A 26,883-nucleotide genomic window follows, 5' to 3' on the forward strand; every position below is an offset into this window, starting at 1 on the left:
CGCCAGGCATGGATCAACGACCCCGCCAAGCGACGTCAAACCGAACAACAGATCTCATAGCATCACATTCGTTTCATTTGACTTGACAGGCACCGATCCGCCGACGGCTGGCGGAGGAGAACCCCGCAGCGTACGAACCCAGTCTTGCGTCCGCTCTCAACAATCTTGGCAATCGTCTCTCTGAAGTGGGCCGCCTGCACGATGCACTGGCGGTTGCTATGGAGGCGGTAGCGATCTACAGCCAAGTGGCAGCAACAAGTCCAGCGGACGCGGCCCGCGCATGAGCCACCCTGCCGCTTCCGAGTCACACCCGTACCGGCGGCCATCGAGGACCACATCCAGTACCCGCGACAACCCGGTGACCACGACACCCGACAGCCTTCCGCAGGGGTGCTTCTGGTTCGTCTACCCCGACGGGACGCTCTGCCTCGCACCCGCCTGCATGGCCCGCATCCAGGACCCTGACGCGGAATGCCTGTGCGAGGCGGACTACGACGTCATCCTCATCGACTGCCCACCCAACCTCGGTATCAGCATGGACGCCGCCGCCTACTACGGACGCCGCCGCCCCAGGAGGCACCCGGCAACTCAGGCACCCTGATCGTCGTTCAGGCCGAAGACAGCAGCGCAGACGCCTACGGGCTCCTCACCTCTCAGATCGAGGACATGCGCGCCGACCTCGCACTTGACGTCGACTACCTCGGCCTCGTCGTCAACCACTACGACGCACGCCGCGGCTACATCGCCACATCGTCCCTCCAGTCCTGGATGGACATAAAGGACCCACGCGTCGTCGGCGTCATTGGGGACCTCAAGGAACAGAAGGAAGCCGTCCGCGCCAAGCGGCCGCTCCTCGCCTACGCGCCCCGCTGCGAACAATCCATCGCCCTGCGAGCCCTCGCCCGGGAGATCAGCAAGTGAGCAAAGCCAAGAACCTCGGAGCCGGAACTTCCTTCGGTCGCCCCCCGACCCGTACCTCGAGCGTGCTCAGTAACCGGAACTTCACCAGTGCGCGGCGTCCCGGCATGCGCAGTGTGACCTGCCACTCAAGGTTTCTCGCAAGGTTCGCTTCAGGTCGGCCGTACATCGTTGGCTGCATGTCCGGAACCGGGCGGCCCGCCGCCCGGCCTCCTCTGTCCTCCGCGCCCTGAGCGCGGAGCCGTCGATCGAGGTGAGTGCACTGATCAGGAAAGCCATGTCATCGGTACTCGTCGCTGCGGGGCTTGCTGCGGGGGCTCTGCTGTCCGCCCCCACCGCGCAGGCGGCGACCAGCGATTGCCCCTCGGGCTACTTCTGTATGTGGCCCGAGTACGGCAACAAGGGAGCGATACAGAAGTACAGCTACCACGTGTCCGATCTCGGAACCTTCAAGAACCGCGACCGTTCCTCGTACAACCACATGTCGCAGTACGCGATGGAGCTGTACTCGCAGACCGGCTACGTCGGGTACATCGCGTGCTCCAGGCCCGGATCGATCTGGACCAACCACACCCCTGCGCTGGACACTGAGTCCCTCCGCAAGGTCCCCAGCTGCTGACAGGCGAATTCCCTGCGGTGGCACCGGTACGGGGAGGCTCTCCCCGTACCGGTCCCCCGTCCCTCCGACGTCAGAGAACCGATGACTCATAGTGGTATGACGGCCCGTGCCCTAGTTCTCGCCACTGCGGCCCTCGCCCTGACCGTCGCTGCATGTTCCGCTCCCTCTGAGGTGAACACGGGTGGCACTGTACGCTCGGCGGCCGAACTCCAGGACCTTACGGATGCGCTGACACTGGCACCGCAGACCAGGCAGCTACTTTCCGAGGCGGAGATGACCTTGGTCAAGAGATGCATGGCGAAGCAGGGGTTCGACTACTTCTACGACCCAATAACCATCGAAGCCGCCAGGTCCGCAGACGACGAACGGACAAGAGAGCTGCACGGAGACGACGTGGACCGGGCCCGCCGGAAAGGGTTCGGCACCACCTCACCGGAGCAGGAACCCGGCAGGGCCGAGCGCCGGCAAGCTGCCTATCTCGACACACTGACCTCCGCGCAGCACAGCTCTTGGGGACGGGCGCTGTACGGCGACCGCGGGCAGAGAAAGTTCACGGTAGAGGTACCGGGCGTGGGAACCATGGAAGCACCCACTTCGGGGTGTATTGCGCACGCGCGAGCTGAACTCTACGGCGACTACGAGAAATGGGTACGAGCGGACACATTCGTCAATTCCCGCTTCCTGCCCGTGAACAAAGTCGTGAAGCAACAGCCCCGCTACGTCCAAGCCACGCAACGCTGGAGCGCATGCATGCGTACAAAGGGTTACCACTTCGCCGATCCGGGAGAAGCGGCCCAATCCGCAGCCACCACCTCCCACACCGTGCCCGGCAGCCGTACAGCGATCCAGGTAGCTGTGGGCTCCGCCGAATGCGACCAAAAGACTGGGCGGTCAAAGGCACAACGCGAACTGTTCGAGCAGTACACCCTTCAATGGGTCAAAGACCACCAATCCCTAGCTGCGGACTTCCGTAAAATCAACCGAGAAGCCCTCGCCCGTGCCAGGACTCTTCTGCGCTCCTGACCCCATCCACCTCCGCGCCCCTGGCAGCTTCGGTGGTCGTCGCGTCCCGGCTCCGGAAGGGATCGGCCGGCTCCGCCAGGGGTGCCGCTTCCTTGAACGCCGAGGCGATCAGCCGGTGCGAACCGACAGCATGGCCCCCTGGACCACCGCCTCGCTGCGGGATCTGGCCCGCGAGCTGACCAAGGCCGGCCATCCAGTCACCGCCCCGGTCGTCGCAGACCTGCTGCATGCAATGGGCTTCAGCCTGCAGGGCATGGCCAAGACGAGGGCCGGCAGCCACGTGCCCGACCGCGACGCCCAGTTCCGTCACATCAATACCGCCGTCGAATCCTTCCTGACCCAAGGCATGCCGGTGGTGAGCGTGGACGCAAAAAAGAAGGAGCCGATCGGTGACTTCGCCCGCCCCGGCCGCACCTACCGCCCCAAGGGCCAGCCGATCACCGCCCCTGACCACGACTTCGTCGATCCCGACACCCCCATCGCCATCCCGTACGGCATCTATGACCTGGGCCGCGACAGCGGCTGGGTGAACGTGGGCACCGACCGCAACACCGCCGCCTTCGCAGTGGAGTCCCTGCGCCGCTGGTGGAAGGCCCAAGGCCGCCTCGACTACCCCGGCGCCGACCGGCTCCTGGTCACCGCGGACTCCGGCGGGGCGAACTCGGCCGACTCCCACCTGTTCAAGATGGGCCTGGCCGCTCTCGCCGACGAAAGCGGGCTAAGCATCACCGTCATGCACTTTCCGCCCGGCACTTCAAAATGGAACAAGATCGAACACCGGCTGTTCTCCCGGATCACCCACAGCCTGCGCGGACAGCCGCTGACCAGCTACGAAGTGCTGCTGCAGACCATCTCGGCCACCCACACAAGCACCGGACTAACCGTCAGCGCCGCACTGGACGAGAACGACTACCCCACCGGCCGCGCCGCGCCGGTCCTCGTCCGGGAGTTTTGAGAGTCCTCTACACACGCGCGCGCGATGGGGCAGTCCAGAAACCCGAACCGATCGCCGCCGGTGGTCGTCGACGGGCCAGACGCCGAATGGGCCGGACCGACCGGGGCCGGTGGCGCCGAGCTGGGCGGCGCCACCCGTTGACCGCGACAAGCCGGCCCAGCTTCTCGTCCCGCGCCTCCCACACCTGCCCCATGCCGCCCTCGCCGACCTGCCGCAGCAACCGGTACCTGTCCCCGAGAACCCGGTCTCCCATGACCTCGCCTCCCCCGATGCAAACATCACGCCCCTCCGACGAATCCGACGGGCCCGACACTGGGCCACTGCGTGACCGAGGCACGCACGACACCCACGCCACAACTTGCCAAATCTCAAGGGCTTTCACCAAGAGGATCTTCAGGATCGCTACTAAATCCCGACACCCGGAAAATCCCGTCCGTGCCGGCTTCAGCAAGCCGACCACCAGCCAGCCACGACAGGGGCCGTGGAACGGATCGCCCGCTCAGACCATGCTCGACGGCCTCGCACACGCCACGCACAGCGCCCCTGAACACCCGAATTCCGTTACATGAGACCCCACACCTATCCAGCTACCCCCGTGCCCAGGATTCGGGTCAAGGCCCGAGGCTTCGTGTCACCCGTCTGGGTCCTACCGCGGGTGAGCCAGTCATGTGAGGCCGTAAGTGCTCCGATACTTCGGCTTGTAGCTGTATGGCTACGAACCTGTGAGAGAAGGAGTCGTGATGGAAGAGCAGACGGCTGTGGAGCCCTACGAGGCACCGGCGCTCGTGGCGCTGGGCGAGTTTAACGAGGACACCCTCGGAGAGGGCAAGGGCATCCTGCTCATTGAGTCACACACCAGCTACGGCAACTTCTAGGACAGGTGTATGGGGACGGGGAGTGCGGTGACTCCGACCGGGAGTTGGCTGGTGTTGCCGGATATTCCGGGGCTGGGGCCGCTTGCCTCCTCGGGGGCGCTGATGGAGGCCGAGGTGGTGGCCTACCCGTCGGGGCGTCCGTGGCTGGTGGGTCGTTGGGCCAGGGAGGAACTCACCGTCGCCTGTGCCGGGTCGAACCTGGTGGCGGTGATCGGGTCCTGCCCGGTCACCGCCACCAGGCTGGGCGAGCTGATTGCCGCAGTGCGTAGGGTGCAGGATCTGGACGCGGTGGTGCGGACATTGCCCGGCAGCGCGCACATGGTGGCCTCGGTGGACGGCGTGCTGCGGGTACAAGGCAGTGTGACTGGGCTGCGACGGGTCTTCCATGCCCGCGTGAGCGCGGTGACGGTCGCCAGCGACCGCGCCGACCTGCTGGCCACGCTGACTGGTGCGGGCATCGACGAACAGATACTGGCGACACGGGTGACGTGCGGCGGGCATCTGCCGCCCCCTTTGGGCGAGCAGTCGATGTGGCACGGCGTGCTGGCGCTGCCCCCCGATCACTACCTGCGTGTGGAGCGTCATGGTGCCACGACCACGCCAGTGCGCTGGTGGCTGCCGCCGGTTGCTGACGAACCGCTTGCCGCAGGCGCGGTCGCGGTGCGCGAGGCCTTGCAAGCGGCCGTCGCGGCCCGCCGCCCCTGCTCCGACCGCACCAGCGCTGAGAGCCCGGCGATGGCGAGGGTCAGTGCGGACCTGTCCGGCGGCATGGACTCGACCTCGCTGTGCTTCCTGGCAGCCAGCCTGGACACACCGGATCTGCTCACCTTCCGCTGGGGCGAGAGTGAGGCCGGCAACGACGACGCCGTGTACGCCGCCCAGGCCATTGCCGCACTCAAGGGCGCGGAGCACTTGGTGCTCCACCCCGACGACCACCCGTCGGTCTTCGACGCCCCGGAGCAGACCGGGGACCCGGAGGCGCCGTACCTCTTCGCACGCACGCACAGCCGCACCCGACACAGCGCGCAGATGCTGGCGTCCCGCGGTGCGCGCACCCATCTGGCCGGACACGGCGCTGACGAACTCTTCCACGCCCCCTCCACATCCCACCTGTACGACCTTGCCCGCCGCCACCCACGGGTTGCATTCACGCACCTGCGCGGGTACCGGGCCCTGGGGCGCTGGCCGCTGGGCGCGACCCTCACCGCTCTGGTCGACTCCCGGGACATGCCCACCTGGTGGCGCGAGCAAGCCGCCCACCTCACCGACCCGCCACCCGCGCGCCGCTCGCCTTCCATCGGTTGGGGCCGCCCATGGCGGGCAGCACCCTGGGCGACCCCAGCCGCCCTTGACGCCGCCCGTGAAAAACTGCGCGCCACCGCCGCGCAGGCCCTCCCACTGGCCGACCAGCGCGGCCAGCACGCGACGCTGTCGACTCTGCGCACGATGACCCCGGCCTACCGCCAACTGGCACGGCTGTTCAGCACTTCAGGGATGCGGCTCGAACTGCCCTACTACGACGACCGTGTGGTCGAGGCCGCCCTCGCCGTCCGGCTCCACGAGCGCAATAGTCCCTGGCGCTACAAGCCTCTGCTGGCCGAGGCGATGCACGCCATCCTGCCCCCCTCGATCGCTCAGCGGGGCACCAAAGGTGAGTACGGGGAAGACGTCCGCCAGGGCCTGCGCCGCAACCTGCCCGCTCTGCTGGAGGTATTCACAGACTCAGCCCTCGCCGCTCGCGGCCTGATCGACCCCGATGTCCTCAGGGCCCGCCTGCTGGCACCCCAGGTCGACAACAGCACCGTCATCGCCCTCGAAAACCTCCTGGGCTGCGAAATGTGGCTGCGCATCGCGACCGCCGCAACGCCAACACCTCAGCCACCCACCGCGCTCATGGAGCACCGATGAAACTACAACTGCGGGCCGACGTCGCCACCACCGCGACAGAGCATGGAACCGTCCTACTCGACGAGCGCACCGGTCGCTACTGGCAGCTCAACCCCACCGGCACCCGCGTACTGCACGACCTGCTTGCCGGCCGCGACCCCGAACAGATCGCCGCAGACTTCGCGACCACGTACGACCTCACCCTCGACAAGGCCCGGCGCGACGTCACCACCATCACCGACCAACTCCAGGCCGCGACCCTGACGGTCCGCACATGAGCACTCCCGTCATCCTGGAACATCGCACCCACTTGCCGCTCCATCACCGCGTGCTCCCCCTTCTCGCGGTGGCCGCCGCCACGCCGCTTGTCCACCTGCGACCCCACCGACTGCGCAAAACCCTGGAACTCGTCCGCCGCGGCGCCCGCCCCGCCACGGCCGCCCAAGCCCACGCCGCCAGGACCGCCGTGGTCTCAGTCAACCTGCGCTGCTCCGGCCAGGACTGCCTACGGCGCTCCGTGGCCACCGCCCTGCTCTGCCGTGCCCGCGGCACCTGGCCCACTTGGTGCACTGGGGTGCGCACCCACCCGTTCGCCGCCCACGCCTGGATCGAGGCCCAGGGACACCCTGTCGGCGAACCCGCAAGCACGGCCAGCTTCCACACTCTGCTCACCGTCCCACCCCGCTGACCAACTAGAAGCCGTTGCCCGCCGGGCAGTGCAGGCGGGCCGAGGACGGCGAGTACGCCGCGCGGCTTCAGAGACGGATACCGGAGAGGCGGGACAGCCGTTTCAGTTCGGGGTTGGCGCGGCGGTGCAGGGAGACCAGGACGCGGAGCACTTCGCGGCCCATTGGGTGGATGCGGGCCATCTGGGGGGCCGCGTCGAACGCGAGGGAAAGGTTCTCCAGCGCGCCGTCGCGGTCGCCAAGGTCGAGCTGGGCGCGCGCGGCATTGATCCGGGTCGGTGCGACCCGGGCCGGCGGCAGACCTTCGAGTGCTTCGTCCAGATCGTCGGTGAGGGCGAGCGCATCGCGCGGCCGGCCCAGGTCGACCTGCGTCGCGAGGACATGCGTGAACGTGTTCTGCGGCCCGAAGGTGAGGTCATGGGCGTCGACATCGCCGGCGGGGAACGAGGCGGCGGCACGCCAGGCGGAATCGATGTGCCGCTGCGCCTCGCGCTTGCCCTCGGCCTTGTCCCGCAGCCGCCCGGCCAGCGTCATCCCGCGCAGGTTCAAGATGCCCACCGCAAGGTCACGGTCGGCCGTGCCGAGCGGGGCCGACTGCACGGCCACGATCGCCCGGTCGACGACGACCAGGCCGCGCTCGACGTCCCCGAAGTTGAGGTAGGTGCCCGCCCGGTCCCGGGAACTGAACGCCTGCGCGAGGGGGCTGGGCTGCTGCTCGACGGCCCACCGCTGACGCGTCACCGCGAGCTCCGCCATGTCCATCCACCGGTGCCGCGCGGCAAGCCAGTAGACCGTGCTGTACACGTCCGCGAGCACGGACCACGCCCCCGGCGAGTTCGCCGTGTGCGCGTACGTCGTGGCGCTGCGCAGCGGGCCGGGCAGCAGCGTGATCAGCGCGGCGACGTCGACGTCGTCCCGGTACCGGTCCGTCGCCAAGAGGCCCGCGGTGACCTGTTGTCCGGGTACGGCCGGGGTGTCGGCGCGCGTGAAAAACGCTCTGGAGCCCGAGTGGGAGGCGCGGTTCGAGCCGAGGTCGTACGGCTTCCGGCCGGGCCGCAGCTGTCAGGACGCGATCGGAGCGATCTTCTGGACGTGAAGGGCAAGGCCCCGAAGCGTCTGTGGGTGCTGGACGCGGACCTGGCGGCGGCGTTCGACCGCATCGACCACGACCACCTGACTGCCTCCGTCGGACAGTTCCCCGCCAGGGACCTGATCCGGGGCCGGCTGAAGGCCGGTGTGGTCGACTGCGGCCGGTTCGCACCGACCGAGGAGGGAACTCCTCAGAGCGGTGTGATCAGCCCGCTGCTGAACATCGCTCTCCACGGGATGGAAGAGGCCGCCGGGTGCGAGTACAAGGTGGTCCGGACGGGACGCGAGCCCGGCGCGGCGCCCGGTACTCCGGTGCTGGTGAGGTACGCCGACGACTTCGTCGGACGAGGCGAACCGGGTCAGGTCCCGGCTGGAGGACTGGCTGAAGCCGAGGGGTCTTTGCTTCAACGAGGAGAAGACCAAGGTCGTCACCCTCTCCGAAGGGTTCGACTTCCTGGGGTTCACGGTCCGTCGAAGGGGCGGGAAGCTGATCACCAAGCCGAGCACGGCAGCCTGCAAAAGACTCCGGGCGCGGCTGCGGACCGAGGTGAAGGCCCTGCGCGGGGCCAACGCCGAGGCCGTTCTGCGCAGGCTCGTCCCGATCGTTCGCGGTTGGGCGGCCTATTACCGGGCGGTGGCGTCCACGACGACGTTCGCGTCGATGGACCACTACCTGTGGGGCTTGTTCCTGAGATGGGGCAGGCGTCGCCACCGGAAGAAGTCGGGGTACTGGGTCGTGGACCGGTACTTCGGCAGGTTCCACCCGTCCAGGAACGACAGGTGGGTGTTCGGCGACCGCGACAGCGGGACGAAGACGCCGCTCAGGCCGCGGAGCTGGTCGTCTCCGAGCTGTTCACCAACGCCGTGCGGCACACCGACGCCGACCCGATCCGTCTGCGCCTGCGGCGCCACCACGCACTGCTCTACGTCGAGGTCTTCGATCGCGAAGGGCACCGACGGCTCGAAGCTATGTGCCCCGAGCCGGATGCCGAGAACGGCCGTGGCCTGCTGATCGTCGAGTCCCTCTGCCTGCACTGGGGTCGTGTCCCGGACCGTGACGGATCGCTGACCTGGGCCTGCCTGTCCGCGCCCAATGGCGAGCCCGTGCAGCACGAGCGCGTCACCGACCCGGAACAGGCCCAAAAGGCCGGTAGCCTGCCCCGGCTTGTGTCCTCGACGCCCGCGCGTCCCGCATCCCTCTTGTCCGAAGGAGACCTGGTGCCCCCCTCGCCACCGCATGACGCGCCGACGCTCTACGAGTCGTGGGAGGCGCTCGCCGATGGCCTGCACGTCCAGCGTCTCGCCCTGCACCTGCCGCAGCTGCGCGCCCAGCTCAGCACGACCGCCACCGAGGTGAGCGCGGTCGGCGGCATGCCCTCCGGCGCCTTGACCGCGCGCCCGGCCGAACTTCACACCCCGCAGGCTCAGGCACTGGTCGACGGCGCGGGCCTGAGCGGCTGGGTGCTCCTGCCCACCGAGCACGGCACGCCCAGCACCACGATCAGCCCCCTGGCCGACGCCGCAGAGGACATCGAGTCCCTGTTGCTCGACGGCATGCCGGACGAGACGCTCCGTGCGGCGGTGCGGGCGGTCAGCGCCGCCTCGGTGTGGTGGGTCGGCGCCTTCGCTGCGATCCGGCACCTCGGCGTGCATCATGCCCGCCTCACCCCGATCGACGACACGGTCAGCCTGGACACGCTGCGCGAGGCCGTACGCGTCGTCGCCCTCGGCGCCGCCCAGCGGATCCTGGCCTGCCACCTGCGCCACGACGCCGTCCGCACCTACGCCGTCATCCTCGAAGGCCGCCCGTGCCCTGCCACTCACGCAGCTGATCCAGTACCAGAGTCATGCGCCCACTCCAGGGACGGCCCGCCAGCATTCCCAGCAATGCAGCCGCCCGTCAACGCGCAGGCGGAACCGATTTGCACGCCGCGCTGGCGGATCAGGGCCCGGTGAGGATGTCGTGGGTGCCGATGCGGCGCCAGATCACGTGAGGGGTGCCGGGGTAGACCTCGGCTCCGTATTCCCACGTGGCGCGCCCTGCGGGACCGGTGCCCATGGACCAGGTGAGCTCGTAGATGCCCGGCGCTCGCTGGACGCGCTTGACGCGGAGGCCGGCGCGGAGGCGGCCGGTGCGCAGGTCCTCGACGAAGGCCGCCACGGGTCTGGCGGAAGCGGCGGCGCTGTTCTGGGGTGAGGCGGTCAAAGCCCCGGGCCGGGGGCGGAGAGCGGGTGACGTGGTTCCGGTGGGGCGTCTTTAGTCGTCTGGTGGGGGAGCCGCGGCGGTGCCGAGGGTGAGGGCGGTGAGGTAGGCCCAGGTGGGCATGTGGCGGGTGGAGGGTGTGAGGTTGGCGCGTAGGCCCTTGCTCATGTAGACGAGCGGGTTGGCGAGGGTCAGGACCTGGACCCACCGGATCGGGTGCAGAGCGGTCCACGGGTAGTAGACGCAGCCCAGCATGGTGGCGGCGGCCAGGATGTCAGCAGGTCGGCCTCGTCGGCTTCGAGTACCTCGTCGTCCAGGACCGCGAGACCCGTCGCGCTGAGGCCGCGCGGACGTCGCGTCCGCAGGTGCCAAAGGACGGTGGCCGGGCCAGTCCAGTCGTCGGCGCCGTCCCGCAGCAGCTCGTAGGTGGGTGGTTCCTCGTGTTCACCGTCGGGGTGCGGTAAGGGCCGTCGCCGGATCCGATCGAGGGGGATTCCGCCCCTGGAGAGGCTCGCCCGATTGCGGGCGAGACGACGCCACCTTAGCTTCAGCGCGTCGGATTCATTCCGAAAAAGCCAACATAACCCTTTATGTCGGCTTTCCCGTGACGTCGAATGGAGCATTCATGTCGGTGATGACCGGTACCCCATCCCTGCAGCAGCAGTTCGGGCAGCAGATCGGGGCCCCGCAGCAGCAGCTCGCGCAGGTGGTCCAGCAGGCGATCCAGCAGGCGTGTCAGCAGGCGAGCCAGCAGGTCGCGCAGCGCCTGCAGCAGACGCTCCAGCAGATCCAGCAGGTCCAGCAGCAGCTGCAACAGCAGGGCATGGCCCACCAGGCGCACCCGTACCTGGCTGTCGCGCTGCACCACTCGCTGCATCAGGGCGTGCGGAGCGCTGTGGAGCAGTCCGTGCAGCAGGCGCTGCCGACCGCGATCGTCGCACTGCTGCAGCAGAGCCAGCAGGGCCAACAGGGCCAGCAGGGCCAGCAGGGCCAGCAGTCGTGGGCCGGCGGTTACGGCCCGCAGCAGTTCGGCCAGCCGTTCCCGCAGTACCAGCAGCCCGGCTTCGGCCAGATGGGTCAGCCCTTCGGTATCGGCTGACGCCCGGGCGGCTCGCTGTGCGGTGTGCCCGGGAGTCGTCTTCCGGGCACACCGCCTCACCGTGCGTGAGCCGCCCGTCGTCGGATCAGGAGCAAGGACGACATTCCCGTGGTGAAGGTGGACGCGATGGTCAAGGAAAGGCCCGGAAACAGCCGCGAGAGCGGGTCCGAGGGCGCAGGGGCGGGTGGTCCGGGGCCCGAAGGGAGGGAAACGGGGCCACGTAAGAAGGGCGCGCCGTCACCGGTCACGGTGCAGCCCCGCCGACAGCGGTACATGGTGACGGCGCTGCCGCAGATTCTGCTGCCACCGGGGGTGCCCGAGCTGGGCATGGACGCGGTGTGCGACCGGCTGGAGCGGATGCCCGAGGTCAGAGTGATCCGCAGACTTCAGCCGTCCGAGAAGCTGCAGTCGGCCGGGGTGCTCCCCTCCTGCCCGGAGATCGCGGTCATCGAGGCGGCCGAAACCCAGCTGCCGGCGATGCGGTCGCTGCACGTGCACGTCGAGCCGGACCTGCCGCTGTCCGGGACCGGACCCGCCCCGACCGCGGGGATCCTGCCGCTGCGCGACCCAGGACTGGTCGTGCCGCTGGAAGAGCCCGTGGAGATCTCGTTGCGCGTCTGCGGCCCGGACGGCGAACCGCTGGCCGGAGCGGCGGTGTTCCTGATCGGGGCGACCTGGCCGAGCCAGGGCATCACCGCCGCCGATGGAAAGGTCACCGTCACGCTGGCGACGGACACCGAGCAGTCCGTCCAGTCCCTGTACATCCGCCCCAGAGGCGGCTACGCGGACCGGTGGATCCATCGCCCCGACCTGTCAGCGACCCAGGAGAACCTCGTCACTCTCACCCCGCTGGCCAAGGTCTACCCGGGACTGGAGGAGCGGCAGAGTTACGGCTGGGGCCAGCAGGCCATGCGGCTGGACCGGCTGCCACCCACGTTCCGCGCCTTCGGCATCAAGATCGCGGTCATCGGCTCCGGGGTCAGCGCCGAGCACCCCGACCTGAAACAACGCGTGCGCTCCGGCATCGACGTCGTACGCGGCACCACCGAGGGCTGGGCCCACGACCCGATGGGCAGCGGGACCCACGCGGCCGGCATTATCGTCGGCGCGGACACCGGCAAGGGCATCATCGGCATCGCCGGCGACGCCGAGATCGAGGTGTGCCAGGTCATGCCCGACGGGCATTTCAGCGATCTGATCGCCGCCCTGGACCACTGCATCGAGCGGGAGGTCGACATCGCCCAGATCACCGCGGCGACGCCGTACCCGTCGGAGCTGGTCTCCCGCAAACTCGCCGACGCAGGCGCGGCGGGCATCGCCTGTATCGCCCCCGCGGGCGACACCGGCGGGCCGATCGCCTTCCCTGCCTCGCTGCCCACCGTGTTCGCCGTGGGCGCGGTAGGCGCGGTGGGCGCCTTCGGCTCCTACCCGCCCAACACCTCGCAAGCGACCCACACGGGGCCGCAGTTGACACCGGAAGGGCTGTTCGCCGCGCCGTTCAGCTGCTACGGCCCCGGTGTCGACGCCGCCGCCCCCGGTGTCGCGGTCCTGTCGTGCGCGTCGCAGGGCGGATACACGGCCCTCGATGGCACCACCACGGCCTCGGCTCACGTCGCGGGCCTGGCCGCCCTTGTCCTCGCCCACCATGAGGACTTCCACGGACAGCTGCTGCCTCGGGGACCCGGCCGGGTGCAGCACCTCTTCGAGATCATCGCCGCCAGCTGCCGACAGCTCGCCGCCCATGGCACGGTGGAGGCCGCCCGCGTCGGACGCGGCCTGCCCGACGCCCTCGTTGCCCTCGGCCTGGCCCCCGGAGTACAACTCGCCCCGGCCCTGTCGCCCTACGCGGCGTCGACGGCCGGGTAGGTCTCTACCCGCGAACGGCACCGCACCCGCCTCGAGAAAGCGGGTGCGGTGCCCGGTGCCATTCGGCTTGCAGGCCGGCCCGAGAAGAGAGCGTCAAGCGTGAGCAGTGAGGCCGACCGGGTGTTCAGGGGCTGGGAAACGGATCGTCCCTCTCGCCGTCCAGGCCAGGGCGGCGCAGGACGTCGATTTCCTCCAGTGTCCGCAGCCGTATCACACTGCTGCGGCTGTGCGCGGTCCCGCACCGGCCGCGTAAAGCCGTGACGGCCTGCCCCGGCCCGGCACTCCTGATTCAGCGACGGTCAAACGTCGCCCCACGGCAGCGGACTTGTACGCGATGGCGGGTGAACACCCGCCTGGTGGGGCCGCAGATGCAAAGGCATTCCCGGCGGCCGACCCATTCGAGGGTCTTGAGGGCGTCCTGGGTGGCCCGGGGGATCGAGGATTTGCCCTCGTCCCAGTCACCGAAGGTTTTGCCAGTGGGGAACCCGGCCCGCTTGCGGCGGGTGTGCAGGTTGGCGCGGTCGCGTCCGGCAGCCTCTTCGGCCAGCAGGACGCGGACGACCTCGGCCGGGTCCCACCTCTGCGCCTTGGCGGTGGGGATGATGTCGGTCAACGACCTGCGGATGTGCGGGAGTTTGAGGCGCCGGGTGAGCTCGATGGCCTCGGCGAGGGGATCGCCGTTGGTGCCGGGAACGGTGCGAAGAGGGGTGGCCATCAGGCGAGATCGCTTTCGTGGTACTCGGGAACGTCCGAGGCGGTGGTGGACAGACCGAAGGCGGACCAGGCGCCGGTGCCGGGCTGTAGGGAGTGGTCCTCGCTGCGGCGGACCGGCTCGGTCTGCTCGTGGACGGCCTGGTAGTCGAGGATGGACAGCAAGTCCTTGTCGGCGAAGCGGGCGGTGACCGCGGCCGTGCCGAGCGCGCGGTCGACCTCGGCCGCGGAGTAGAGCTTGGACAGGGCGACGGCCTCGGCCATCTTCGCCTTGATCCGGCGGGTGCCGGCGGCCGCGGCCTCGATCAACCAGGAGGCGGCGCCGGGCCCGAGCGCGAGGAACGCGGCCTCCTCCGCGCTCGTGGCCCGCGGAGTGCGGTCGGCGTCCTTGTTCTCGCGGGGCGGGTAGTGGGTGTCGTCCAGGACCGGGGAACCGGGCTGTCCGCGCAGGTGACGGGCGACCTCGTCGGCCGAGCCGTGCTCGTCGACGGCGGAGATGCTTGGTTCGCTGGCGCGTCGGGATCAGCGGGCCAAGGGTGAGCTGTATCTGCGTGGGCTGATGCTGGACGGCAAGCGTAAGTCCATGCAGCCGATGGCTGAGCGCCTGGGGGTGGACCATCAGCAGCTGCAGCAGTTCGTTTCTTCCTCGACCTGGGATTACTCCAAGGTCCGTGAGCAGTTGGCTCGTTGGGCTGCCGCGCATATCTCTCCCGAGGCGTACGCGATCGATGATGTCGGCTTCCCCAAGGACGGCTACGACTCGCCGGGGGTGGCGCGGATGTACTGCGGCGCGCTGGGCAAGCGCGGCAACTGCCAGGTAGGCGTCAGTGTGAACCTGGTCAGCGACCGCGCGTCATCGGCTGTCGACTGGCGCCTGTTCCTGCCCGAGAGCTGGGACGACACCAAGTACGGCCAGGACAAGCTGATGGCCGGGGCGATCCGGCGCCGCCGTGCCAAGGCGGGAATCCCGGACACCGAGCGGCACCGGGAGAAGTGGCGCCTGGCGCTGGACATGATCGACGAAGTGCGTGACAACTGGGAGCTGCCCGACCTTCCGGTCGTCGCCGACGCCGGATACGGCGACGCCACCGGCTTTCGCGAGGGCCTGACCGAACGCGGCCTGACCTACGCGGTCGCGGTCAAAGCCACCACGACCGCGCACCCCGGCGACGCCACACCCGAGCACCCGCCGCACTCCGGGCACGGCCGCCCTCCCGCGCCCGCCTACCCCCAACCGCACACCACCCTGCGCGCCCTGGCACTGACAGCCGGCCAAGCGGCCGCCCGCACCGTCACCTGGCGCCAGGGCAGCAAGGCCACCAAGCGCAACCCGAACGCCGAGATGCGCTCGCAGTTCCTGACCCTGCGGGTCCGCCCCGCCAACCGCACCATCCACCGCGCCGCCGACGGCTCCCTGCCCGACTGCCGGCTGCTCGCCCAGTGGCCACCCGACTCCGCCGAGCCGACCGACTACTGGCTCTCGACGCTTCCCGCCGACACCCCACTGCGCGAGCTGGTACGAATCGCGAAGATCCGATGGCGAGTTGAACACGACTACCGCGAACTCAAGGACGGCCTCGGCCTGGACCACTTCGAGGGCCGCAACTACCTCGGCCGGCACCGCCACGTCACCCTCGCCGCCCTCGCCCAGGCCTTCTGCACCATGCTCAGGCTCAACCCAAAAGCCCCTGCGCCGGCCTGACCCTCTACGCGGTCCTACGCGAACTCCAGGCCCTCCTGGCCACCTGGACCGGCGCCTGCTCGATATGCGGCCAACCCGCACCAACCCCCGAACCCCACCCCAGGACCTAACAAGGCCCTACTAGCACAACGTTCGCCGCCCCCGGAGCGGCGAACGGCACGATCCGGACAGTCTTGCGGGCGCCGCGACGCCAGAGGCCGCCCTGCGACGGGGGCGTGGAACGCTCGGCGCCATCCGATCCGGATCCCGATCGGCACGGATCCGTTCACCGGCTCCGATGTGCATGGCATGGTGACATCGAGCATGACCCGTACTTGCCGAAGGCCCTGTTGTGGCTCCACGAGCAGGGAGTCGAGCAGCGCGGGCACTTCCAGGACATGGCGGTGTTCACCGAACGCGAGAACCTCTCGCTGGAAGAAGCCAGGCACTTCGCGCTCCAGCTCGAGCAGCACGGCTTCGTCCAGATCTCCCGCAGCCTCAGCGGTGACGACACTGTGGTGCACCTGACGGACGAGCGGCGGGTGGAGGTGCGGCGGCTCAAGCAACTCGCTGGTGACCGCGTCCGCCGTGCCGACTATGCGACCAACGCCCTGCTGCGATGGCTGTACGACCAGGACGCGTCCGTCGAGCCCGGGAAGTTCGCGGACGCTTCCGCCGCCTCCTTCGCCAGCACCCTGCTCACGGCTGGGGAGATCTCCAGCGCCGTTGCCGAACTCGTCAGCTACGAGCTCGCGGAGAGCCCGACCCACCGTAACGACAATGACCCCTACCTGCTGCAGATCACCGACGGAGGCAGCACCTGCATCCGCAGCGGCCGCGCAGTGAGGAACTACATGGACACCCAGAACACTGCCGGAACCACCAACAACTACCACGGCAGCACTGGCGTGCACGGCGAGGTCGGCGGCGGAGTCGTCCTGACCGGCGACCACAACGCGGGCAACGGTACCGACGCCCGAGCCCTCGCCGGCCTTGTGCAGGGCCTGCGGGACGTCGCCCCGCAGCTCGGCCTCGACCGGTCGACGCCGAGGACTTCGAGGCCGAGGTCGTGGCCCTCGAACGCGACGGCAGCGACCCCGAGCAAGGCGGCCGCATCTGGCGCAGGATCATGCGCCTAGCCGGGCCCGCCCTCACCACGGCTGTCGCCACTGGCACCGGCCAGCAACTCGTCGAACTCGGCGCCGGCCTCTACAACTGACCCACCCGCCATGAAGGCACCGATCGCCCACACGACCGATGCCTTCATGCTGCCGCAGCCGCGCAAACCCGCCCTAACCATCCGGCTCGGGGCGCAGGGCTCCGCGCTGAACGGGTGTGCGCCAGTGCGCAGGGCTGCCGTCACCCGTCCTCTCACGGGCCTGTGCGCGCAACAGACCGGAACACGTGTTAGCGCACCGTCTGCCGTTTATGCCTGTCCGTCGCACGTCAACTCGCCATTTCGGGACATCGTCATGACGGGCCTGCGTCAATCCGGTGTCTCATGCAGCGCACCCGCGGATCGGACAGCCAGCGGTCTGCTGGCGCCGGCCGGGCAGGGTAACCAGGCACAGTGCATTCGACGCCTACCCAGGTAGGAGCGTTTCCTAGACGGTAGAGAGGGCGATCAGGCGGCCCCGTCGGTACTGGGCGGCCGGACGTCCGGTGCCGGTCAGGGCAGGAAGTTCTGCTGCCACTGGAGCGAGTCCATGCTCAGCGCGGCATCCGCGAGGGCCTTCGCGGACGGCGTCTTGAGCGAGGCGAGGCTGGTGTCGATCCAGTTCTGGGTGAGGCTGTAGCCCTGCTCCCGGTACTCCACCGCCTGCACCAGGCACTCCAGCTTGTCGGCGTCGCGGGCGACGATCGCCTCCGGGGTTTCGCCGGCCTCGTACTCGTCGACCGCGCTCTGCACCCCGGTCCGTACGGCCGGATGGGCGTTGGCGACCTGGTCGGCGGTCACCTCGCCGTTCGGGGCGGCCTTGATGTACCTCCGGCCGATGTGCGGGATGTCCCCGACCCGCGTCTCCTGGCTGTCGTGGAACAGGCACATCAGCGCGACCCGGGCCGGGTCGGCGCCCTCCATCATCGCCAGGACAGAGCCGATCACCCCGACGCGGAAGGAGTGCTCCGCCACGGACTCCGGCTGCTTGTTGCCGGTGAACCACCAGCCGGTCCGTGCGACGCGCTTGAGCACGCCCATCTCGGAGATGAAGCTCGCGGTGCCCTGGGTGGTGTCGTCGGCCATGCGGTCCTCCGGTGTCAGCGGTTGTGATCGAAAACGTAGTGGACGTGGGCCAGCTCGCGCCGTGATCTCGCCGACAGCGCTGCCCCGTCCAGGAGTTCGCCGGCCTGCTCGCGCAGCGGGCCCGTGAGCGGCCGATCGACGGGGCGCCCCTGTGGCGGGCCCTCGCCCTCGCCCGCGGCCCGGAAGGAGACCGCGCCTCGGTCCGCCCCTGGCTCGCGGGCATCGCCCGCACCTGGACGGAACACCTCGCCCGCATGCACGCCGCCGGGTGGGCCCACGCCGACGTCCAGCCGACCAACACCCTCGTCACCCACGACGGTCACGCCGCCGTCATCGACTACGCCCTCGCCTGCGGCCCCGACGACGCTCATCGCCGCGTCCCCTACCGGGGAGCCCTCATCCACACCACCGCCCCCGAGCTCGCCACGCAGATCCTCGACACCCCCGCCGACACCCACATCCAGGCACAGCCGCCCGGCGATATCTGGAGCCTGGGCGCCTCCCTGTTCTGGTGCTGGACCGGCCAGCGCCCCGTCGCCTACGACGACGACCTCGACCGGCTGGAGAAGCTGGCCGTCATCGCCCGGGGCACCACCACCGCGCTGCGCGACGTCCGGCCCTGGCCCTTCCCCGAGTTCGAGGACACCATCACCGCGTGCCTCGCCCCCGACCCCGCAGCCCGGCCCACCGCGAAGGAGCTGACCACCGCATGGTGACCCTGCGCGCCCTGGCCCTCACCCGCATCTACAGTGGAGCCTCCATCCGGCACACCACCGGCAAGCCCCTCACCCTCGACCAGGCCCACGACAAGATCCGCACCGCCCTCGCCCGAGCCGCCGAAACCCCCCGCACGCAGTGGAGCTGGGGCGTCCTCCACGAAAGCGACCTGATCGGCCTGATCTCCCTACGCCGCCGCACCCCGGCCATGGGCACCATCAGCTACATCCTCCGGGAAGACAGCTGGGGCAACGGCTACGCCACCCACGCCGCCCACCAGGTCGTCACCGCCGCCTTCACCACCGCCGGCCTCAACCAGCTGGAGGCCATGCACCACCCCGACAACCCCGCCTCCGGCCGCGTCCTGACCAAAGCCGGGTTCACCCGCATCGGCACGGCCGACCGAGACACCGAAACCGGAACCGTCCCCTACGAGCTGTACGCGCTGGAGACCGGCAGCATCTGAACCAGCGCACGCGCAGTGCGTACGCTGCATGCGCTTGGCCTGCCTTTTCGAGGAAGAGTTCACCGGATGACTGACAACCCGCCCGTGCCCGGACCGCGCCGTGACATGGCGATGCACAACGACTGGTGGGTGTCGGGCTGGGAGCACGTCCTGCCCCGTCAGGGCTTCCCGCTGACCATGCTGATCGGGACGGCGTGCCAGCCCGGTTTCACCGGCTCCCTGGACGACCTTCTGCAAGAGATCTTCGACGGGCACTGGGACATGATCGGCGGCGACCTCGACGGTCCCCTCACCTTCTCCTGGCCGGATGAGGAATGGGACTACGAGGCCGCGCCGGAGGGCCGCGAGGCATGCGAGGCGGCCCGCTGGGAGCAGTTCAGCGCCATGCTGACGACCGCCGGCTTCCCGGTGCCCGCCACCGTGCGGGACCTGTCCGAGCTGTACCTGACGTGGGGCCTGGCCCGCCGCGAAGAAACGCCGGACGGCACCCGATGGTCCATGCCCGCTGCGCTGCCGCTGCCCGGCGACCTGCTGCCCCTGGACCCAGAACTCACCGAGCGCCTCGACGGGATCCGCTGGACGATGCGCACCGGCCCGCTCCTCGACACCCTCATCGACCACCTGGTCAGCGATCTGGGTGAACCGGCAGAGACCCTCACCTCCCTGGACCGGCTGGCGGCAGCCACGGGCCAGGACGTCGACGACGTCCGGCTCGCTCTCGCGGAACTCGTGAAATCCGGCGACGCCCGTGTCCAGCGCGGCGAGGAGCCGGCCGACGCGGAGCGCCTAGAGGCCCACCGCCGCTTCCGCCTGGTCATGGACTGGGAGCACTTCCACGAGAACCGCATCCAGGTGAGCCGCGGGTGACTGAGGCCACGCACGGCACCGTGGGGACCAGCGAAACGCGCCTGATCGTGCTCCGCGGCAACAGCGCCTCGGGCAAGTCCTCCGTCGCGGCCGGCCTGCGCGAGAAGTTCGGCCGCAACCTCGCCATCGTCGCCCAGGACAACCTGCGCCGCATCGTGCTGCGCGAACGCGACCGGCCCGGCGGCGCCAACATCGGCCTGATCGGCCTCACCGCCCGCTACGCACTGGACAACGGCTTCCACGTCGTCGTCGAAGGCATCCTGTACGCCGACCGCTACGGCACGATGCTCCAGGACCTGGTGCGCGCCCACCAGGGCGTCACACGGTGCTACTACCTCCACGTGCCCTTCGAGGAGACAGTGCTCCGGCACGCGACGAAACCAGACGCCGAGTACCTTGCGCACGTCAACGAGGGCCACCTACGCGACTGGTACCGAGAGAAGGACCTGCTCCCCAACGGCCTGGAGACCGTCATCGACGCGGCCAGCACCCTGGACGACACGGTCCAACAGATCCTCTCCGAGAGCGGCCTGGACGGCATTCTCCCGATCGACCGCTGAGGGGCGCCACCGCAGGTACGGTCATCATCACGGCACCGACGACGGCACACACCACCGGACCCAGGGGGCAATCGGCGTGGAGAACGGATCGCAGAGCATCCCGTGGGGCGGCGAGTGGCGGCGCCACCTCCGCTCCGATGCCGAGATGGATCTCGTGTGCTTGTGGATGCGCCGTGTCGAATGCCCGACCTGCAAGGCGGCCGCAGGGCGGGCCTGCCGCACCGCGGGCGGCCGCCCGACCAACGAACACCGTGCACGCCGTGACGCCGTCGGCCCCATCCCGTACGCGAAGTGGCGAAAGGAGGGCCTCATCCCGGAGCAGCGGACGTACACGATTCCGGCCGTGCTCAAGGAGTCGGAGAAGGCCCGTGCCGACTTCAACGTGGACACCGCCCTGGCCGACGGTGTGGCGGTCGTTCGCATGTTCCTCGCCGACCGGCTCGGGTTGTTCCTCCAGGGCGAGGAAACCATGGACCGCATCGACGATGCCGTGCGCAAACTGATCGAGGTCCGCGGCCCGGTGGGGACGGCCGACGTGGTCACTGTCCTCGCCAGCCAAATCGCCTCGCTGCTGGCTGCGAACGCCGGACCCGACGGCGATCCGGAGGCCCTGTTCGACACGATGATCCGCGCGCAGATCGACATGGTCCGCAGGATGAATGCGATCCAGAAGGAACGAGCCGACGGCTGACCGGCCGGTCAACGCCCATCGTGACCGCAATCTGGGCAACGAACACTTAAGACCGACCGGCAAATGGGGGGCGGCGTCGCGGGGCTGGGCACGCACATCTGCCGCGTTGTCGTCAATCACCAACGCTCCGCGTTGGCTCAATCCTCCGCCTTGCAGCTGCACGCACCCAGCCCCGCTCCTTCTCCCACCCCCCATTTGCCGGTCGGTCTAAGGCAAGTTAGGCAAGTTCTGCCGTCAGGTGCCCTTGTACGCCCGGTCGGTCTGCCGGTACCACCGGGACTGGGTCGAACCCCGACGCCACACGGCGCCGCCCGCGCTGACGACAAGCAATAGCCCCGGCTCACGAGATGCGCGGAGTCACCCCGGCGATCCATTCATCGACCGTGGAGACGGTCAGCTCCGCATCAGCGGCGATATCGGAGACGGGGACTCCCCGCCCCCAAGCCGTCAAGATCGCCTCACGAAGGTCATCCAGACGCACATCCAACCCAGCCTGGTACGCCTCAGCAGACCCACTCGTCAAACGAGGGGTATCCACACGCAGACGCCGCGCTGCCTCGCGTACCGCGCGACGCAAATCATCGGGGGGCAGAGTAGCCATGGCACCTTCCTTCAGTGCCAACACATCGCTGCAGAAATCTGGTCTACACGGGGCAATCCTGCATTCGGACCGCAGCGGTTCTGGTACGTAGCGTTACCTTCGCCTGTGGGCGAGACCGAGGCCTTCCGTCCGTTAGACCTCGTCGAAGTGGAATTCTTCCAGTTACACCGAATTCTAGTTCTGCTGGCCAGGGAACGGCCCCGTCCTCCCACCATGCGGCGTCGCCTTCCATGCGCGCCCTGGTGCAACCCATCCTGACGATCACCGTGCCGACGACCGCCAACCTGGGCGCTGTCTCGGCCGGCAGTACCCACAGCTCCCAACTGGGCACCGTCACCGTCACGGGAAGCGACATCACCGACTGGTACGTCACCGTGACCGCCACGGCACTGTCCACCACAGGCGGCACCATCTCCACCAGCGACATCGCCTACTGGTCCGGACCCGCCACCGCCCACACCGGATCAGGAAAGTGCTATCCCGGCCAAGGCACCGCAAACCAGCAGCAAGTCACACTCAACACGCCCCGCTTGGCCTTCGCTAGTACGGGATCGTGCGGCAACGAGAGCTGCAGCTGGAACCCCACCCTGGTCATCACCGTGCCCGCCAACGCGGTCGCTGGCCCCTACACCGGCACCATCACCCACTCCGCCGCCTGACCAAGCGTGGCCCCCGAAGCGCCACAGCGGTTCGGGGGCCACGGTCGCGTGTCCGTCGCTTCGGGCCCGCGTGAGGACGGACCCCGCAGACCGCGCACGCCGTGCTGTGGTAGCGCCATGGACGATCGCACCACCACGATGCAGCGGCAGGATTCAGAAACACGTACTGACCACCGGGCCAACCAGATCGCCCGTGATGGGCGGTGCGCCGGTGGCGCACTGTGGCGCACTCGGGGGAGAGATGTGGGCTGCATCACCTAGAGGGTGTAGCGGTGCAGGTGGGGGCACTGTCCGTAACCGGATGGGTACCTTCCGCGCAGAACGTGTGTCTCAGGGGTAACCCTGACGGGACTCCGATTCGGTGAGTAAGGGTGAGGACACGTTGTGTTCCGTCCCTTGGTCGCAATGACGCGGTCCGGGGGATCCCCAACTGCCCAATGAAGGAGGCTTCGTGAAGCTCCACCAGACCTGGTACACGGGCGCGCGCCGCGCCGTTCACCTGCCCCCGAGCGCGGGCTCGTGTGCCTGGTTCAGGGCCTGATGGACCGACCAGGCGACTGATACAAGCGGTACGGCCACCACCGCGCCCAGCACTCCCGCCGCGATGGCGCCGCCGATCACCGAGAGCGCGACCACGATCGGGTGCAGCCGGACGGCCCAGCTCATGACGAGCGGGTGCAGGAGGTGGCCCTCGATCTGGCCGATGACCACGATCAGCGCGATGACGACCGCCGCCACGATCGGCCCCTTCGCCGCCAAGGCCACCACGGTGGCGACCGTGAGCGCGATCGGTGAACCGACCAGCGGAATGAAAGCGGCGAAGAACTCCAGCAGCGCCAAAGGAAGGACCAGAGGCACCCCGAGGGCGAACAGGGCCAGTGCCACGAGTACGGCGTTGGTCGTCGCCACCACGATGATGCCGTGGGTGTACCCGGTGAACGTGCGCCACGCTGCCCGGCCCGCGATCGCCACTCTGTCCCGGGCCGACGCCGGAAGCTGGTCGCAGAACCAGTGCCACTGCCGATCGCCCGAGTGGATGAAGAAGACCGAGCAGAACAACGCGAGAACCAGGACGGTCACTACCTCCACCAGCCGCCCCAGCCCACTGACGGCGGTGCTGACGATGGTGGAGCGATGACTTGTCAGGAACTGTGCGATCCGGGATTGGATGTCGTCGAGCGTTCCGCGGCCGAGCCGGAACGGCGGCCCCTCCATCCACTGCTTGATTCTGCCAAGCCCGTCGCTGAAATTCCGTTCCAGCCTGGCCTCTTCTCCTGCGACCGCCTCGCCGACAAGACTCAGCACACCGAGGACGAGGACGATACTGCCGATCAGAGCCACGGCGACGGCGAGTGCCCGTGGCATCCGGCGAGCTAGCAGATTCGCGACCGGCCCCAGCACCGCGGTGAGGACCAGACCGAGGAAGACGGCCGCCACCACCTCGTGGAACCGCCCCAGCACCGAGAAGGCCGCGTACACGACAGCTCCCACGACAAGGATCCGCCAAGAGTAAGCAGCGGCAGTCCTGAAATTGGGGTTCACGCGAGGCTCGTGCCGCGGGCGGGTTGACCCCCGCCGCGCTCCCGGGTTCCGGGCTGCCGGACGGGGCACGCCGCGCAGCAGCACCTGACGTGACGCGGCACGGATCTGACGTCGTCGCCCTTCGGACGGCTGCGGGAGCGATGGCTTAGGCATTCCCCGCTGGTACCAGGAGCGACCGCGTCCTGCTGGTATCGCGCGGCGACATGCGCGGGATGTCACCCCACGGAGTGCAGTCACCGGCCCTCCGAAGGCCATAGTCCTTAAGTCGCCGTACGCCAGCGACGAGCGACCCTCTTCTGCCCTCGGTGGTCGGATCTCGGGGCTGGCCCAGGCTCTACCAGTAGTGGCGTCGGCCGCCGACGGCGTGGCCGACGGAGCCGAGAAGGAACAGGATGGCTCCGATGACGAGCAGGATGATCCCGATCGTCCACAGGATGCTGATGTGCAGGACAAATCCGACGATGAGCAGGATGACGCCGAGAGCGATCACGGCTGCCTCCTCCGTATCCAACAGGTCTGCTGGCCGCTGACAGTGCCGTCCTTGGGCGAACGTCACCGCGTGTGGCTTAAATCGCCGCCCACAATCGTGGTCGCATTGCAGCCGTCAGGTGGTGAGCAGGCGGTTGAAGAACGACCGGTAGCGACGCAGAGCTGTGCGCAGGGCTTCGGTGTTTGCCTGGCCGCCCCGGTTCCACTGTTGTTCCAGGTCCTTCTTATGCTCGTCGAATGTCGTGGCGAGCGTCTGCATGACGTTGGCGACCAGCCTGTCAGCGGCGTGCACGGCCTCACGGGGGTCGTCGACGAACGTGTTCTGGATCTTCTCCCAGCGTTTGCGGAAGTCGTCCTCGTCCTCCGGCTTCAGCAGCTGCGGCGCCTCGTCCGCTTCCTCGCCCTGCGCCGGCATCGCCCTGTCCGCCTCGGAAGTGCCGGCTTTGCCGTGGCCGACCTCGCCAGCTGCCTCGTCGCCCTCCCCAGGAAAGGCCGACGGCTGCGATCTCGTGCCTGCTGCTTCGTCTGTCTCGCGGGGTTGGGCGAGATCCTCGGTGGACAGATCGCCGCCGGTGGTTTCCGGTGTGTTGTCGCGTTGCATGTCGCCTCCGTGTCTGCCTGCAGCCGTGCGGTATGTCAGGCGTGGGCGTGGCGGCTCTGGCCGCCGTCGGAGAGAAGCTCGTCGAACAGGGCGCGGTAGTGCACCATGGCGCTGCGCAGCTGCTCGGTGGTGGCCTTGTGCCCCATGCTGAGGCTGTCGATCTCGTGAGCGGCCCGGTAGTGCTCCAGTGTGCGCCCGTGCTCCACAGAGAGATCCCTGAGCTGCTGGTCAAAGCCCTCGGTGGGGTAGCCGCGCTCGTGCATCAACGAGGTCACCAGCCGGTCCGCGTCGTGTACGGCACCCTCCGGCCGGTCCACGAATTCCTGCTGCACGCTGTTCCAGTCCCGGCTGTAGCGGTCCCGAGCACGTTCCGGCAGGGGCTTGATATCGAGCTGGTCGTGACGCTTCTCGCGGGCGCTGAGCTCACGCTCGGCTGCGAGTCTGCTGTCGGCGCCCTGGACTGTTCGCTCGTACTCCGGCCCGAATCGTTCGCGCAAGGCCCGGCGCCGCATGAAGAGAGCCACGGCCAGTGCGATCAGGACAACCACCACCGCAACGGGAATCACGATCGCCAACAGTGTGCCTGTGGACATTGGGCCAGCTCCCTCCCAATTATCCGCAATTACCCGATTGGAGTGATTATTTTCCCACCGTTTGCAGACCGGATCAACCGGCCCGGACCTGCCATGCGCAGGCGCGGGAAGGTATCAGCCTGTGGCCTGCGGCGAGCTGCTGTCACAACCGAGTGTGAGGCTCGGTGACCGGACCGTTGCAACTCCTCTTCTCTCCTTGTACTGATGTACCAGGAGAAGCGTCCCGGGCCCCGAAGAGTGCGGCGGCGAAGGCGGGCGCGGAACTACGCGGCGAGGTCCTGCTCTGCCTCGCCCAGCTGCGCCTGGCCACACCCCGCCAGCTCAAGGAGCTCCTGCTGCCGCGGCGGTCCACTGCCCCAGCGGGAAGTTCGCCAGCGAGACCGGCCACCGCTCGGCCTCGTCTGCGGCCGGGACGCGGTACGTGAACGGCACTCGTAGGTCGCCGTGTTCGCGGGCGTAGATGACGGCGGCCTCCATGCCGCGCAGCTCACAGAACCCCTCCCGGCCGCCCCCATAGTCCAAAGGGGGGAGCGGTCCGAGATCCCAGGGCTTACACGCACTCCAGTGCGTTGCCGCCGACCAGGGACAGCAAGAACCCCGGGCCGCATAGCGCGCCCGGGGTCCCGTCTGACAGCGTTACGCGGCTGCCCAGTCGAGTCCGAGGGCGGCGAGTTGTTGGAGCTTGTCGGGCGGCGAGCTGCTCCGCCATGGCGTTGCGCAGAATGACCTCGGCGAGGGCGATGACCTCGCCGAAGGCGGCCGACAGGCGCACGTTCCACAGGTACAGCTCCATCGCCGTCGCCGGTGTGGCGGCGGCCGCCAGGAAAGGGGCCAGGCGAGGCTGGGAGATCAGCGGCTGCAGCAGCCTGAGCTGCGCACACTGACCGTCAGCTCGGCGTCGGCGGGCGGCTCGTGCTTTTTCTCGTGCTTCTTCACCCAGCCCCGCAGCGTCTCCGGGTTCAATTCAAGCTCTCGGGCTGTCTCCGAGATGGTCTTACTGGACCGGAGCGCGATCTGGATGGCTTCCTCACGGAACTCCGGGGTGTACTTACTGGGTGGTGCCACGTTGTGCCTCTCGTTTCCTTACGCAGGGATCCTATTGGGTCCCTGTCCGGAAACCTCGGGGCACCTCAATAAGCCGGACTAAGCTTGTTTTTTATCTACCACGATCATCCAGGTCTGCCGATGGCCTTGAGGGTCTCGGTGCGTTTGGCGGTTTTGCCGACGTCGTAGCGGGGGTGCC

The 26,883-nt window shown here is 68.7% G+C and carries 32 protein-coding genes and 5 pseudogenes; 21 read left to right on the forward strand and 16 right to left on the reverse strand.

All coding sequences use genetic code 11. The features are described from left to right. Window positions 1–107 precede the first annotated feature (107 nt). From ACH4EW_RS31150 to ACH4EW_RS31190, 9 genes and pseudogenes are all read left to right on the forward strand, one after another. The gene (locus ACH4EW_RS31150) at window positions 108–284 is read left to right on the forward strand and encodes a tetratricopeptide repeat protein (protein ID WP_398262767.1); all 177 of its coding nucleotides are present in this window, start codon (window positions 108–110) and stop codon (window positions 282–284) included. A 197-nt stretch (window positions 285–481) separates the two neighbouring features. Continuing rightward, window positions 482–921 (forward strand): annotated as a pseudogene (locus tag ACH4EW_RS31155) (ParA family protein); the annotation flags it as partial. A gap of 274 nt (window positions 922–1,195) precedes the next feature. Beyond that, the gene (locus tag ACH4EW_RS31160) at window positions 1,196–1,537 is read left to right on the forward strand and encodes a peptidase inhibitor family I36 protein (RefSeq protein ID WP_398262705.1); all 342 of its coding nucleotides are present in this window, start codon (window positions 1,196–1,198) and stop codon (window positions 1,535–1,537) included. Between the two features lie 294 nt (window positions 1,538–1,831). Further along, window positions 1,832–2,560, forward strand: a complete 729-nt coding sequence (locus ACH4EW_RS31165; protein ID WP_398262707.1) for a hypothetical protein — start codon at window positions 1,832–1,834, stop codon at window positions 2,558–2,560. A 94-nt stretch (window positions 2,561–2,654) separates the two neighbouring features. Continuing rightward, window positions 2,655–3,482: pseudogene (locus ACH4EW_RS31170) on the forward strand (ISAzo13 family transposase); the annotation flags it as partial. A 773-nt stretch (window positions 3,483–4,255) separates the two neighbouring features. Next, the gene (locus tag ACH4EW_RS31175; protein WP_398262709.1) at window positions 4,256–4,390 is read left to right on the forward strand and encodes a lasso RiPP family leader peptide-containing protein; all 135 of its coding nucleotides are present in this window, start codon (window positions 4,256–4,258) and stop codon (window positions 4,388–4,390) included. Window positions 4,391–4,441: 51 nt separating this feature from the next. After that, window positions 4,442–6,298, forward strand: a complete 1,857-nt coding sequence (locus ACH4EW_RS31180) for an asparagine synthase-related protein (RefSeq protein WP_398262711.1) — start codon at window positions 4,442–4,444, stop codon at window positions 6,296–6,298. Continuing rightward, on the forward strand, window positions 6,295–6,555 hold the full coding sequence (locus tag ACH4EW_RS31185) for a lasso peptide biosynthesis PqqD family chaperone (protein ID WP_398262713.1): 261 nt from the start codon (window positions 6,295–6,297) through the stop codon (window positions 6,553–6,555). The genes ACH4EW_RS31180 and ACH4EW_RS31185 overlap by 4 nt, the downstream gene beginning before the upstream one ends. Continuing rightward, a complete protein-coding gene (locus ACH4EW_RS31190) occupies window positions 6,552–6,965 on the forward strand; it encodes a lasso peptide biosynthesis B2 protein (protein WP_398262715.1) in 414 nt (137 codons plus the stop codon). The genes ACH4EW_RS31185 and ACH4EW_RS31190 overlap by 4 nt, the downstream gene beginning before the upstream one ends. A gap of 67 nt (window positions 6,966–7,032) precedes the next feature. Here ACH4EW_RS31190 and ACH4EW_RS31195 read toward each other — a convergent pair whose 3' ends face one another. Further along, a complete protein-coding gene (locus ACH4EW_RS31195) occupies window positions 7,033–7,899 on the reverse strand; it encodes an XRE family transcriptional regulator (protein WP_398262717.1) in 867 nt (288 codons plus the stop codon). Window positions 7,900–8,025: 126 nt separating this feature from the next. Beyond that, entirely contained in the window at window positions 8,026–8,484 is a 459-nt protein-coding gene (locus ACH4EW_RS31200; protein ID WP_398262719.1) for a hypothetical protein, read from the reverse strand. A gap of 58 nt (window positions 8,485–8,542) precedes the next feature. Here ACH4EW_RS31200 and ACH4EW_RS31205 point away from each other — a divergent pair. After that, a pseudogene (locus ACH4EW_RS31205) lies at window positions 8,543–8,791 on the forward strand (group II intron maturase-specific domain-containing protein); the annotation flags it as partial. 41 nt (window positions 8,792–8,832) lie between these two features. Continuing rightward, on the forward strand, window positions 8,833–10,008 hold the full coding sequence (locus ACH4EW_RS31210; RefSeq protein ID WP_398262721.1) for an ATP-binding protein: 1,176 nt from the start codon (window positions 8,833–8,835) through the stop codon (window positions 10,006–10,008). Here ACH4EW_RS31210 and ACH4EW_RS31215 read toward each other — a convergent pair. Both ACH4EW_RS31215 and ACH4EW_RS31220 read right to left on the reverse strand, forming a co-directional pair. Then, window positions 9,995–10,213, reverse strand: a complete 219-nt coding sequence (locus ACH4EW_RS31215) for a hypothetical protein (protein ID WP_398262723.1) — start codon at window positions 10,211–10,213, stop codon at window positions 9,995–9,997. The two genes, ACH4EW_RS31210 and ACH4EW_RS31215, sit on opposite strands and share 14 nt — an antisense overlap. Window positions 10,214–10,309: 96 nt before the next feature. After that, window positions 10,310–10,510 carry a hypothetical protein gene (locus tag ACH4EW_RS31220; RefSeq protein WP_398262725.1) on the reverse strand — a complete coding sequence of 67 codons (201 nt, stop codon included), beginning with the start codon at window positions 10,508–10,510 and terminating at the stop codon, window positions 10,310–10,312. Window positions 10,511–10,880: 370 nt separating this feature from the next. On the opposite strand from ACH4EW_RS31220, the gene ACH4EW_RS31225 reads away from it, so the two are divergent. Together ACH4EW_RS31225 and ACH4EW_RS31230 are read left to right on the forward strand one after the other, a co-directional pair. After that, a complete protein-coding gene (locus ACH4EW_RS31225) occupies window positions 10,881–11,354 on the forward strand; it encodes a hypothetical protein (RefSeq protein ID WP_398262727.1) in 474 nt (157 codons plus the stop codon). Between the two features lie 108 nt (window positions 11,355–11,462). Next, window positions 11,463–13,220: a S8 family serine peptidase gene (locus ACH4EW_RS31230; protein ID WP_398262729.1), complete on the forward strand. Its 1,758-nt coding sequence runs from the start codon at window positions 11,463–11,465 to the stop codon at window positions 13,218–13,220. Window positions 13,221–13,575: 355 nt separating this feature from the next. On the opposite strand, the pseudogene ACH4EW_RS31235 reads toward ACH4EW_RS31230, so the two are convergent. Both ACH4EW_RS31235 and ACH4EW_RS31240 read right to left on the reverse strand, forming a co-directional pair. After that, window positions 13,576–13,935: pseudogene (locus ACH4EW_RS31235) on the reverse strand (ATP-binding protein); the annotation flags it as partial. Continuing rightward, window positions 13,935–14,429: pseudogene (locus ACH4EW_RS31240) on the reverse strand (IS21 family transposase); the annotation flags it as partial. The pseudogenes ACH4EW_RS31235 and ACH4EW_RS31240, both read right to left, overlap by 1 nt. On the opposite strand from ACH4EW_RS31240, the gene ACH4EW_RS31245 reads away from it, so the two are divergent. Both ACH4EW_RS31245 and ACH4EW_RS31250 read left to right on the forward strand, forming a co-directional pair. Continuing rightward, window positions 14,428–15,633, forward strand: coding sequence for an IS701 family transposase (locus ACH4EW_RS31245; RefSeq protein ID WP_398262731.1), 1,206 nt, complete (start codon window positions 14,428–14,430; stop codon window positions 15,631–15,633). The pseudogene ACH4EW_RS31240 and the gene ACH4EW_RS31245 overlap by 2 nt on opposite strands. Window positions 15,634–15,947: 314 nt before the next feature. After that, complete coding sequence (locus ACH4EW_RS31250; protein WP_398262733.1) at window positions 15,948–16,751, forward strand: hypothetical protein; 804 nt, start codon at window positions 15,948–15,950, stop codon at window positions 16,749–16,751. A gap of 530 nt (window positions 16,752–17,281) precedes the next feature. On the opposite strand, the gene ACH4EW_RS31255 is transcribed toward ACH4EW_RS31250, so the two are convergent. Both ACH4EW_RS31255 and ACH4EW_RS31260 read right to left on the reverse strand, forming a co-directional pair. Beyond that, complete coding sequence (locus tag ACH4EW_RS31255) at window positions 17,282–17,854, reverse strand: HD family hydrolase (RefSeq protein WP_398262735.1); 573 nt, start codon at window positions 17,852–17,854, stop codon at window positions 17,282–17,284. Between the two features lie 14 nt (window positions 17,855–17,868). Next, window positions 17,869–18,099 carry a hypothetical protein gene (locus tag ACH4EW_RS31260; protein WP_398262737.1) on the reverse strand — a complete coding sequence of 77 codons (231 nt, stop codon included), beginning with the start codon at window positions 18,097–18,099 and terminating at the stop codon, window positions 17,869–17,871. Between the two features lie 9 nt (window positions 18,100–18,108). Here ACH4EW_RS31260 and ACH4EW_RS31265 point away from each other — a divergent pair, with 9 nt between their 5' ends. The 5 genes from ACH4EW_RS31265 (at window position 18,109) to ACH4EW_RS31285 (ending at window position 21,155) form a co-directional block, all read left to right on the forward strand. Then, window positions 18,109–18,570, forward strand: a complete 462-nt coding sequence (locus tag ACH4EW_RS31265) for a hypothetical protein (protein ID WP_398262739.1) — start codon at window positions 18,109–18,111, stop codon at window positions 18,568–18,570. Beyond that, complete coding sequence (locus ACH4EW_RS31270) at window positions 18,564–19,037, forward strand: GNAT family N-acetyltransferase (RefSeq protein WP_398262741.1); 474 nt, start codon at window positions 18,564–18,566, stop codon at window positions 19,035–19,037. Before ACH4EW_RS31265 ends, ACH4EW_RS31270 begins: the two co-directional genes overlap by 7 nt. 66 nt (window positions 19,038–19,103) lie before the next feature. After that, the gene (locus ACH4EW_RS31275; protein ID WP_398262743.1) at window positions 19,104–19,904 is read left to right on the forward strand and encodes a DUF6042 family protein; all 801 of its coding nucleotides are present in this window, start codon (window positions 19,104–19,106) and stop codon (window positions 19,902–19,904) included. Continuing rightward, complete coding sequence (locus ACH4EW_RS31280) at window positions 19,901–20,464, forward strand: AAA family ATPase (protein ID WP_398262745.1); 564 nt, start codon at window positions 19,901–19,903, stop codon at window positions 20,462–20,464. The genes ACH4EW_RS31275 and ACH4EW_RS31280 overlap by 4 nt, the downstream gene beginning before the upstream one ends. A 76-nt stretch (window positions 20,465–20,540) precedes the next feature. Further along, window positions 20,541–21,155, forward strand: a complete 615-nt coding sequence (locus ACH4EW_RS31285; protein ID WP_398262747.1) for a hypothetical protein — start codon at window positions 20,541–20,543, stop codon at window positions 21,153–21,155. A 340-nt stretch (window positions 21,156–21,495) separates the two neighbouring features. Here ACH4EW_RS31285 and ACH4EW_RS31290 read toward each other — a convergent pair whose 3' ends face one another. Further along, window positions 21,496–21,756, reverse strand: a complete 261-nt coding sequence (locus ACH4EW_RS31290) for a hypothetical protein (protein WP_398262749.1) — start codon at window positions 21,754–21,756, stop codon at window positions 21,496–21,498. 242 nt (window positions 21,757–21,998) lie between these two features. On the opposite strand from ACH4EW_RS31290, the gene ACH4EW_RS31295 reads away from it, so the two are divergent. After that, window positions 21,999–22,415 (forward strand): hypothetical protein, encoded by a 417-nt coding sequence (locus ACH4EW_RS31295; protein WP_398262751.1) that lies wholly within the window; start codon window positions 21,999–22,001, stop codon window positions 22,413–22,415. Between the two features lie 495 nt (window positions 22,416–22,910). On the opposite strand, the gene ACH4EW_RS31300 is transcribed toward ACH4EW_RS31295, so the two are convergent. The 7 genes from ACH4EW_RS31300 to ACH4EW_RS31330 form a co-directional block, all read right to left on the reverse strand. Next, window positions 22,911–23,906 carry an AI-2E family transporter gene (locus ACH4EW_RS31300; RefSeq protein WP_398262753.1) on the reverse strand — a complete coding sequence of 332 codons (996 nt, stop codon included), beginning with the start codon at window positions 23,904–23,906 and terminating at the stop codon, window positions 22,911–22,913. A 385-nt stretch (window positions 23,907–24,291) separates the two neighbouring features. Continuing rightward, window positions 24,292–24,447, reverse strand: a complete 156-nt coding sequence (locus ACH4EW_RS31305) for a DUF6131 family protein (RefSeq protein ID WP_398262755.1) — start codon at window positions 24,445–24,447, stop codon at window positions 24,292–24,294. A gap of 114 nt (window positions 24,448–24,561) precedes the next feature. Further along, a complete protein-coding gene (locus tag ACH4EW_RS31310; protein WP_398262757.1) occupies window positions 24,562–25,047 on the reverse strand; it encodes a hypothetical protein in 486 nt (161 codons plus the stop codon). A 35-nt stretch (window positions 25,048–25,082) separates the two neighbouring features. Next, a complete protein-coding gene (locus ACH4EW_RS31315) occupies window positions 25,083–25,640 on the reverse strand; it encodes a hypothetical protein (protein ID WP_398262759.1) in 558 nt (185 codons plus the stop codon). Between the two features lie 321 nt (window positions 25,641–25,961). Further along, entirely contained in the window at window positions 25,962–26,162 is a 201-nt protein-coding gene (locus ACH4EW_RS31320; protein ID WP_398262761.1) for a helicase associated domain-containing protein, read from the reverse strand. A 28-nt stretch (window positions 26,163–26,190) separates the two neighbouring features. Beyond that, window positions 26,191–26,433 (reverse strand): hypothetical protein, encoded by a 243-nt coding sequence (locus tag ACH4EW_RS31325; protein WP_398262763.1) that lies wholly within the window; start codon window positions 26,431–26,433, stop codon window positions 26,191–26,193. Between the two features lie 56 nt (window positions 26,434–26,489). Next, window positions 26,490–26,705, reverse strand: coding sequence for a transposase (locus ACH4EW_RS31330; protein WP_398262765.1), 216 nt, complete (start codon window positions 26,703–26,705; stop codon window positions 26,490–26,492). Between the last annotated feature and the right edge of the window lie 178 nt (window positions 26,706–26,883).

Source organism: Streptomyces sp. NPDC018000 (genome assembly GCF_044328025.1).
Classification (GTDB): Bacteria; Actinomycetota; Actinomycetes; order Streptomycetales; family Streptomycetaceae; genus Streptomyces.

What these genes read in the sequence shown, in the direction of transcription:
- ACH4EW_RS31160 (WP_398262705.1), top strand. Translation starts at nt 1,196, where the DNA reads ATGTCATCGGTACTCGTCGCTGCGGGGCTTGCTGCGGGGGCTCTGCTG.
- ACH4EW_RS31315 (WP_398262759.1), bottom strand. Translation starts at nt 25,640, where the DNA reads ATGTCCACAGGCACACTGTTGGCGATCGTGATTCCCGTTGCGGTGGTG.
- ACH4EW_RS31255 (WP_398262735.1), bottom strand. Translation starts at nt 17,854, where the DNA reads ATGGCCGACGACACCACCCAGGGCACCGCGAGCTTCATCTCCGAGATG.
- ACH4EW_RS31190 (WP_398262715.1), top strand. Translation starts at nt 6,552, where the DNA reads ATGAGCACTCCCGTCATCCTGGAACATCGCACCCACTTGCCGCTCCAT.
- ACH4EW_RS31220 (WP_398262725.1), bottom strand. Translation starts at nt 10,510, where the DNA reads ATGCTGGGCTGCGTCTACTACCCGTGGACCGCTCTGCACCCGATCCGG.
- ACH4EW_RS31325 (WP_398262763.1), bottom strand. Translation starts at nt 26,433, where the DNA reads ATGGAGCTGTACCTGTGGAACGTGCGCCTGTCGGCCGCCTTCGGCGAG.
- ACH4EW_RS31175 (WP_398262709.1), top strand. Translation starts at nt 4,256, where the DNA reads ATGGAAGAGCAGACGGCTGTGGAGCCCTACGAGGCACCGGCGCTCGTG.
- ACH4EW_RS31290 (WP_398262749.1), bottom strand. Translation starts at nt 21,756, where the DNA reads ATGGCTACTCTGCCCCCCGATGATTTGCGTCGCGCGGTACGCGAGGCA.
- ACH4EW_RS31245 (WP_398262731.1), top strand. Translation starts at nt 14,428, where the DNA reads ATGCTTGGTTCGCTGGCGCGTCGGGATCAGCGGGCCAAGGGTGAGCTG.
- ACH4EW_RS31265 (WP_398262739.1), top strand. Translation starts at nt 18,109, where the DNA reads ATGCACGCCGCCGGGTGGGCCCACGCCGACGTCCAGCCGACCAACACC.
- ACH4EW_RS31270 (WP_398262741.1), top strand. Translation starts at nt 18,564, where the DNA reads ATGGTGACCCTGCGCGCCCTGGCCCTCACCCGCATCTACAGTGGAGCC.
- ACH4EW_RS31310 (WP_398262757.1), bottom strand. Translation starts at nt 25,047, where the DNA reads ATGCAACGCGACAACACACCGGAAACCACCGGCGGCGATCTGTCCACC.
- ACH4EW_RS31165 (WP_398262707.1), top strand. Translation starts at nt 1,832, where the DNA reads ATGGCGAAGCAGGGGTTCGACTACTTCTACGACCCAATAACCATCGAA.
- ACH4EW_RS31225 (WP_398262727.1), top strand. Translation starts at nt 10,881, where the DNA reads ATGTCGGTGATGACCGGTACCCCATCCCTGCAGCAGCAGTTCGGGCAG.
- ACH4EW_RS31275 (WP_398262743.1), top strand. Translation starts at nt 19,104, where the DNA reads ATGACTGACAACCCGCCCGTGCCCGGACCGCGCCGTGACATGGCGATG.
- ACH4EW_RS31185 (WP_398262713.1), top strand. Translation starts at nt 6,295, where the DNA reads ATGAAACTACAACTGCGGGCCGACGTCGCCACCACCGCGACAGAGCAT.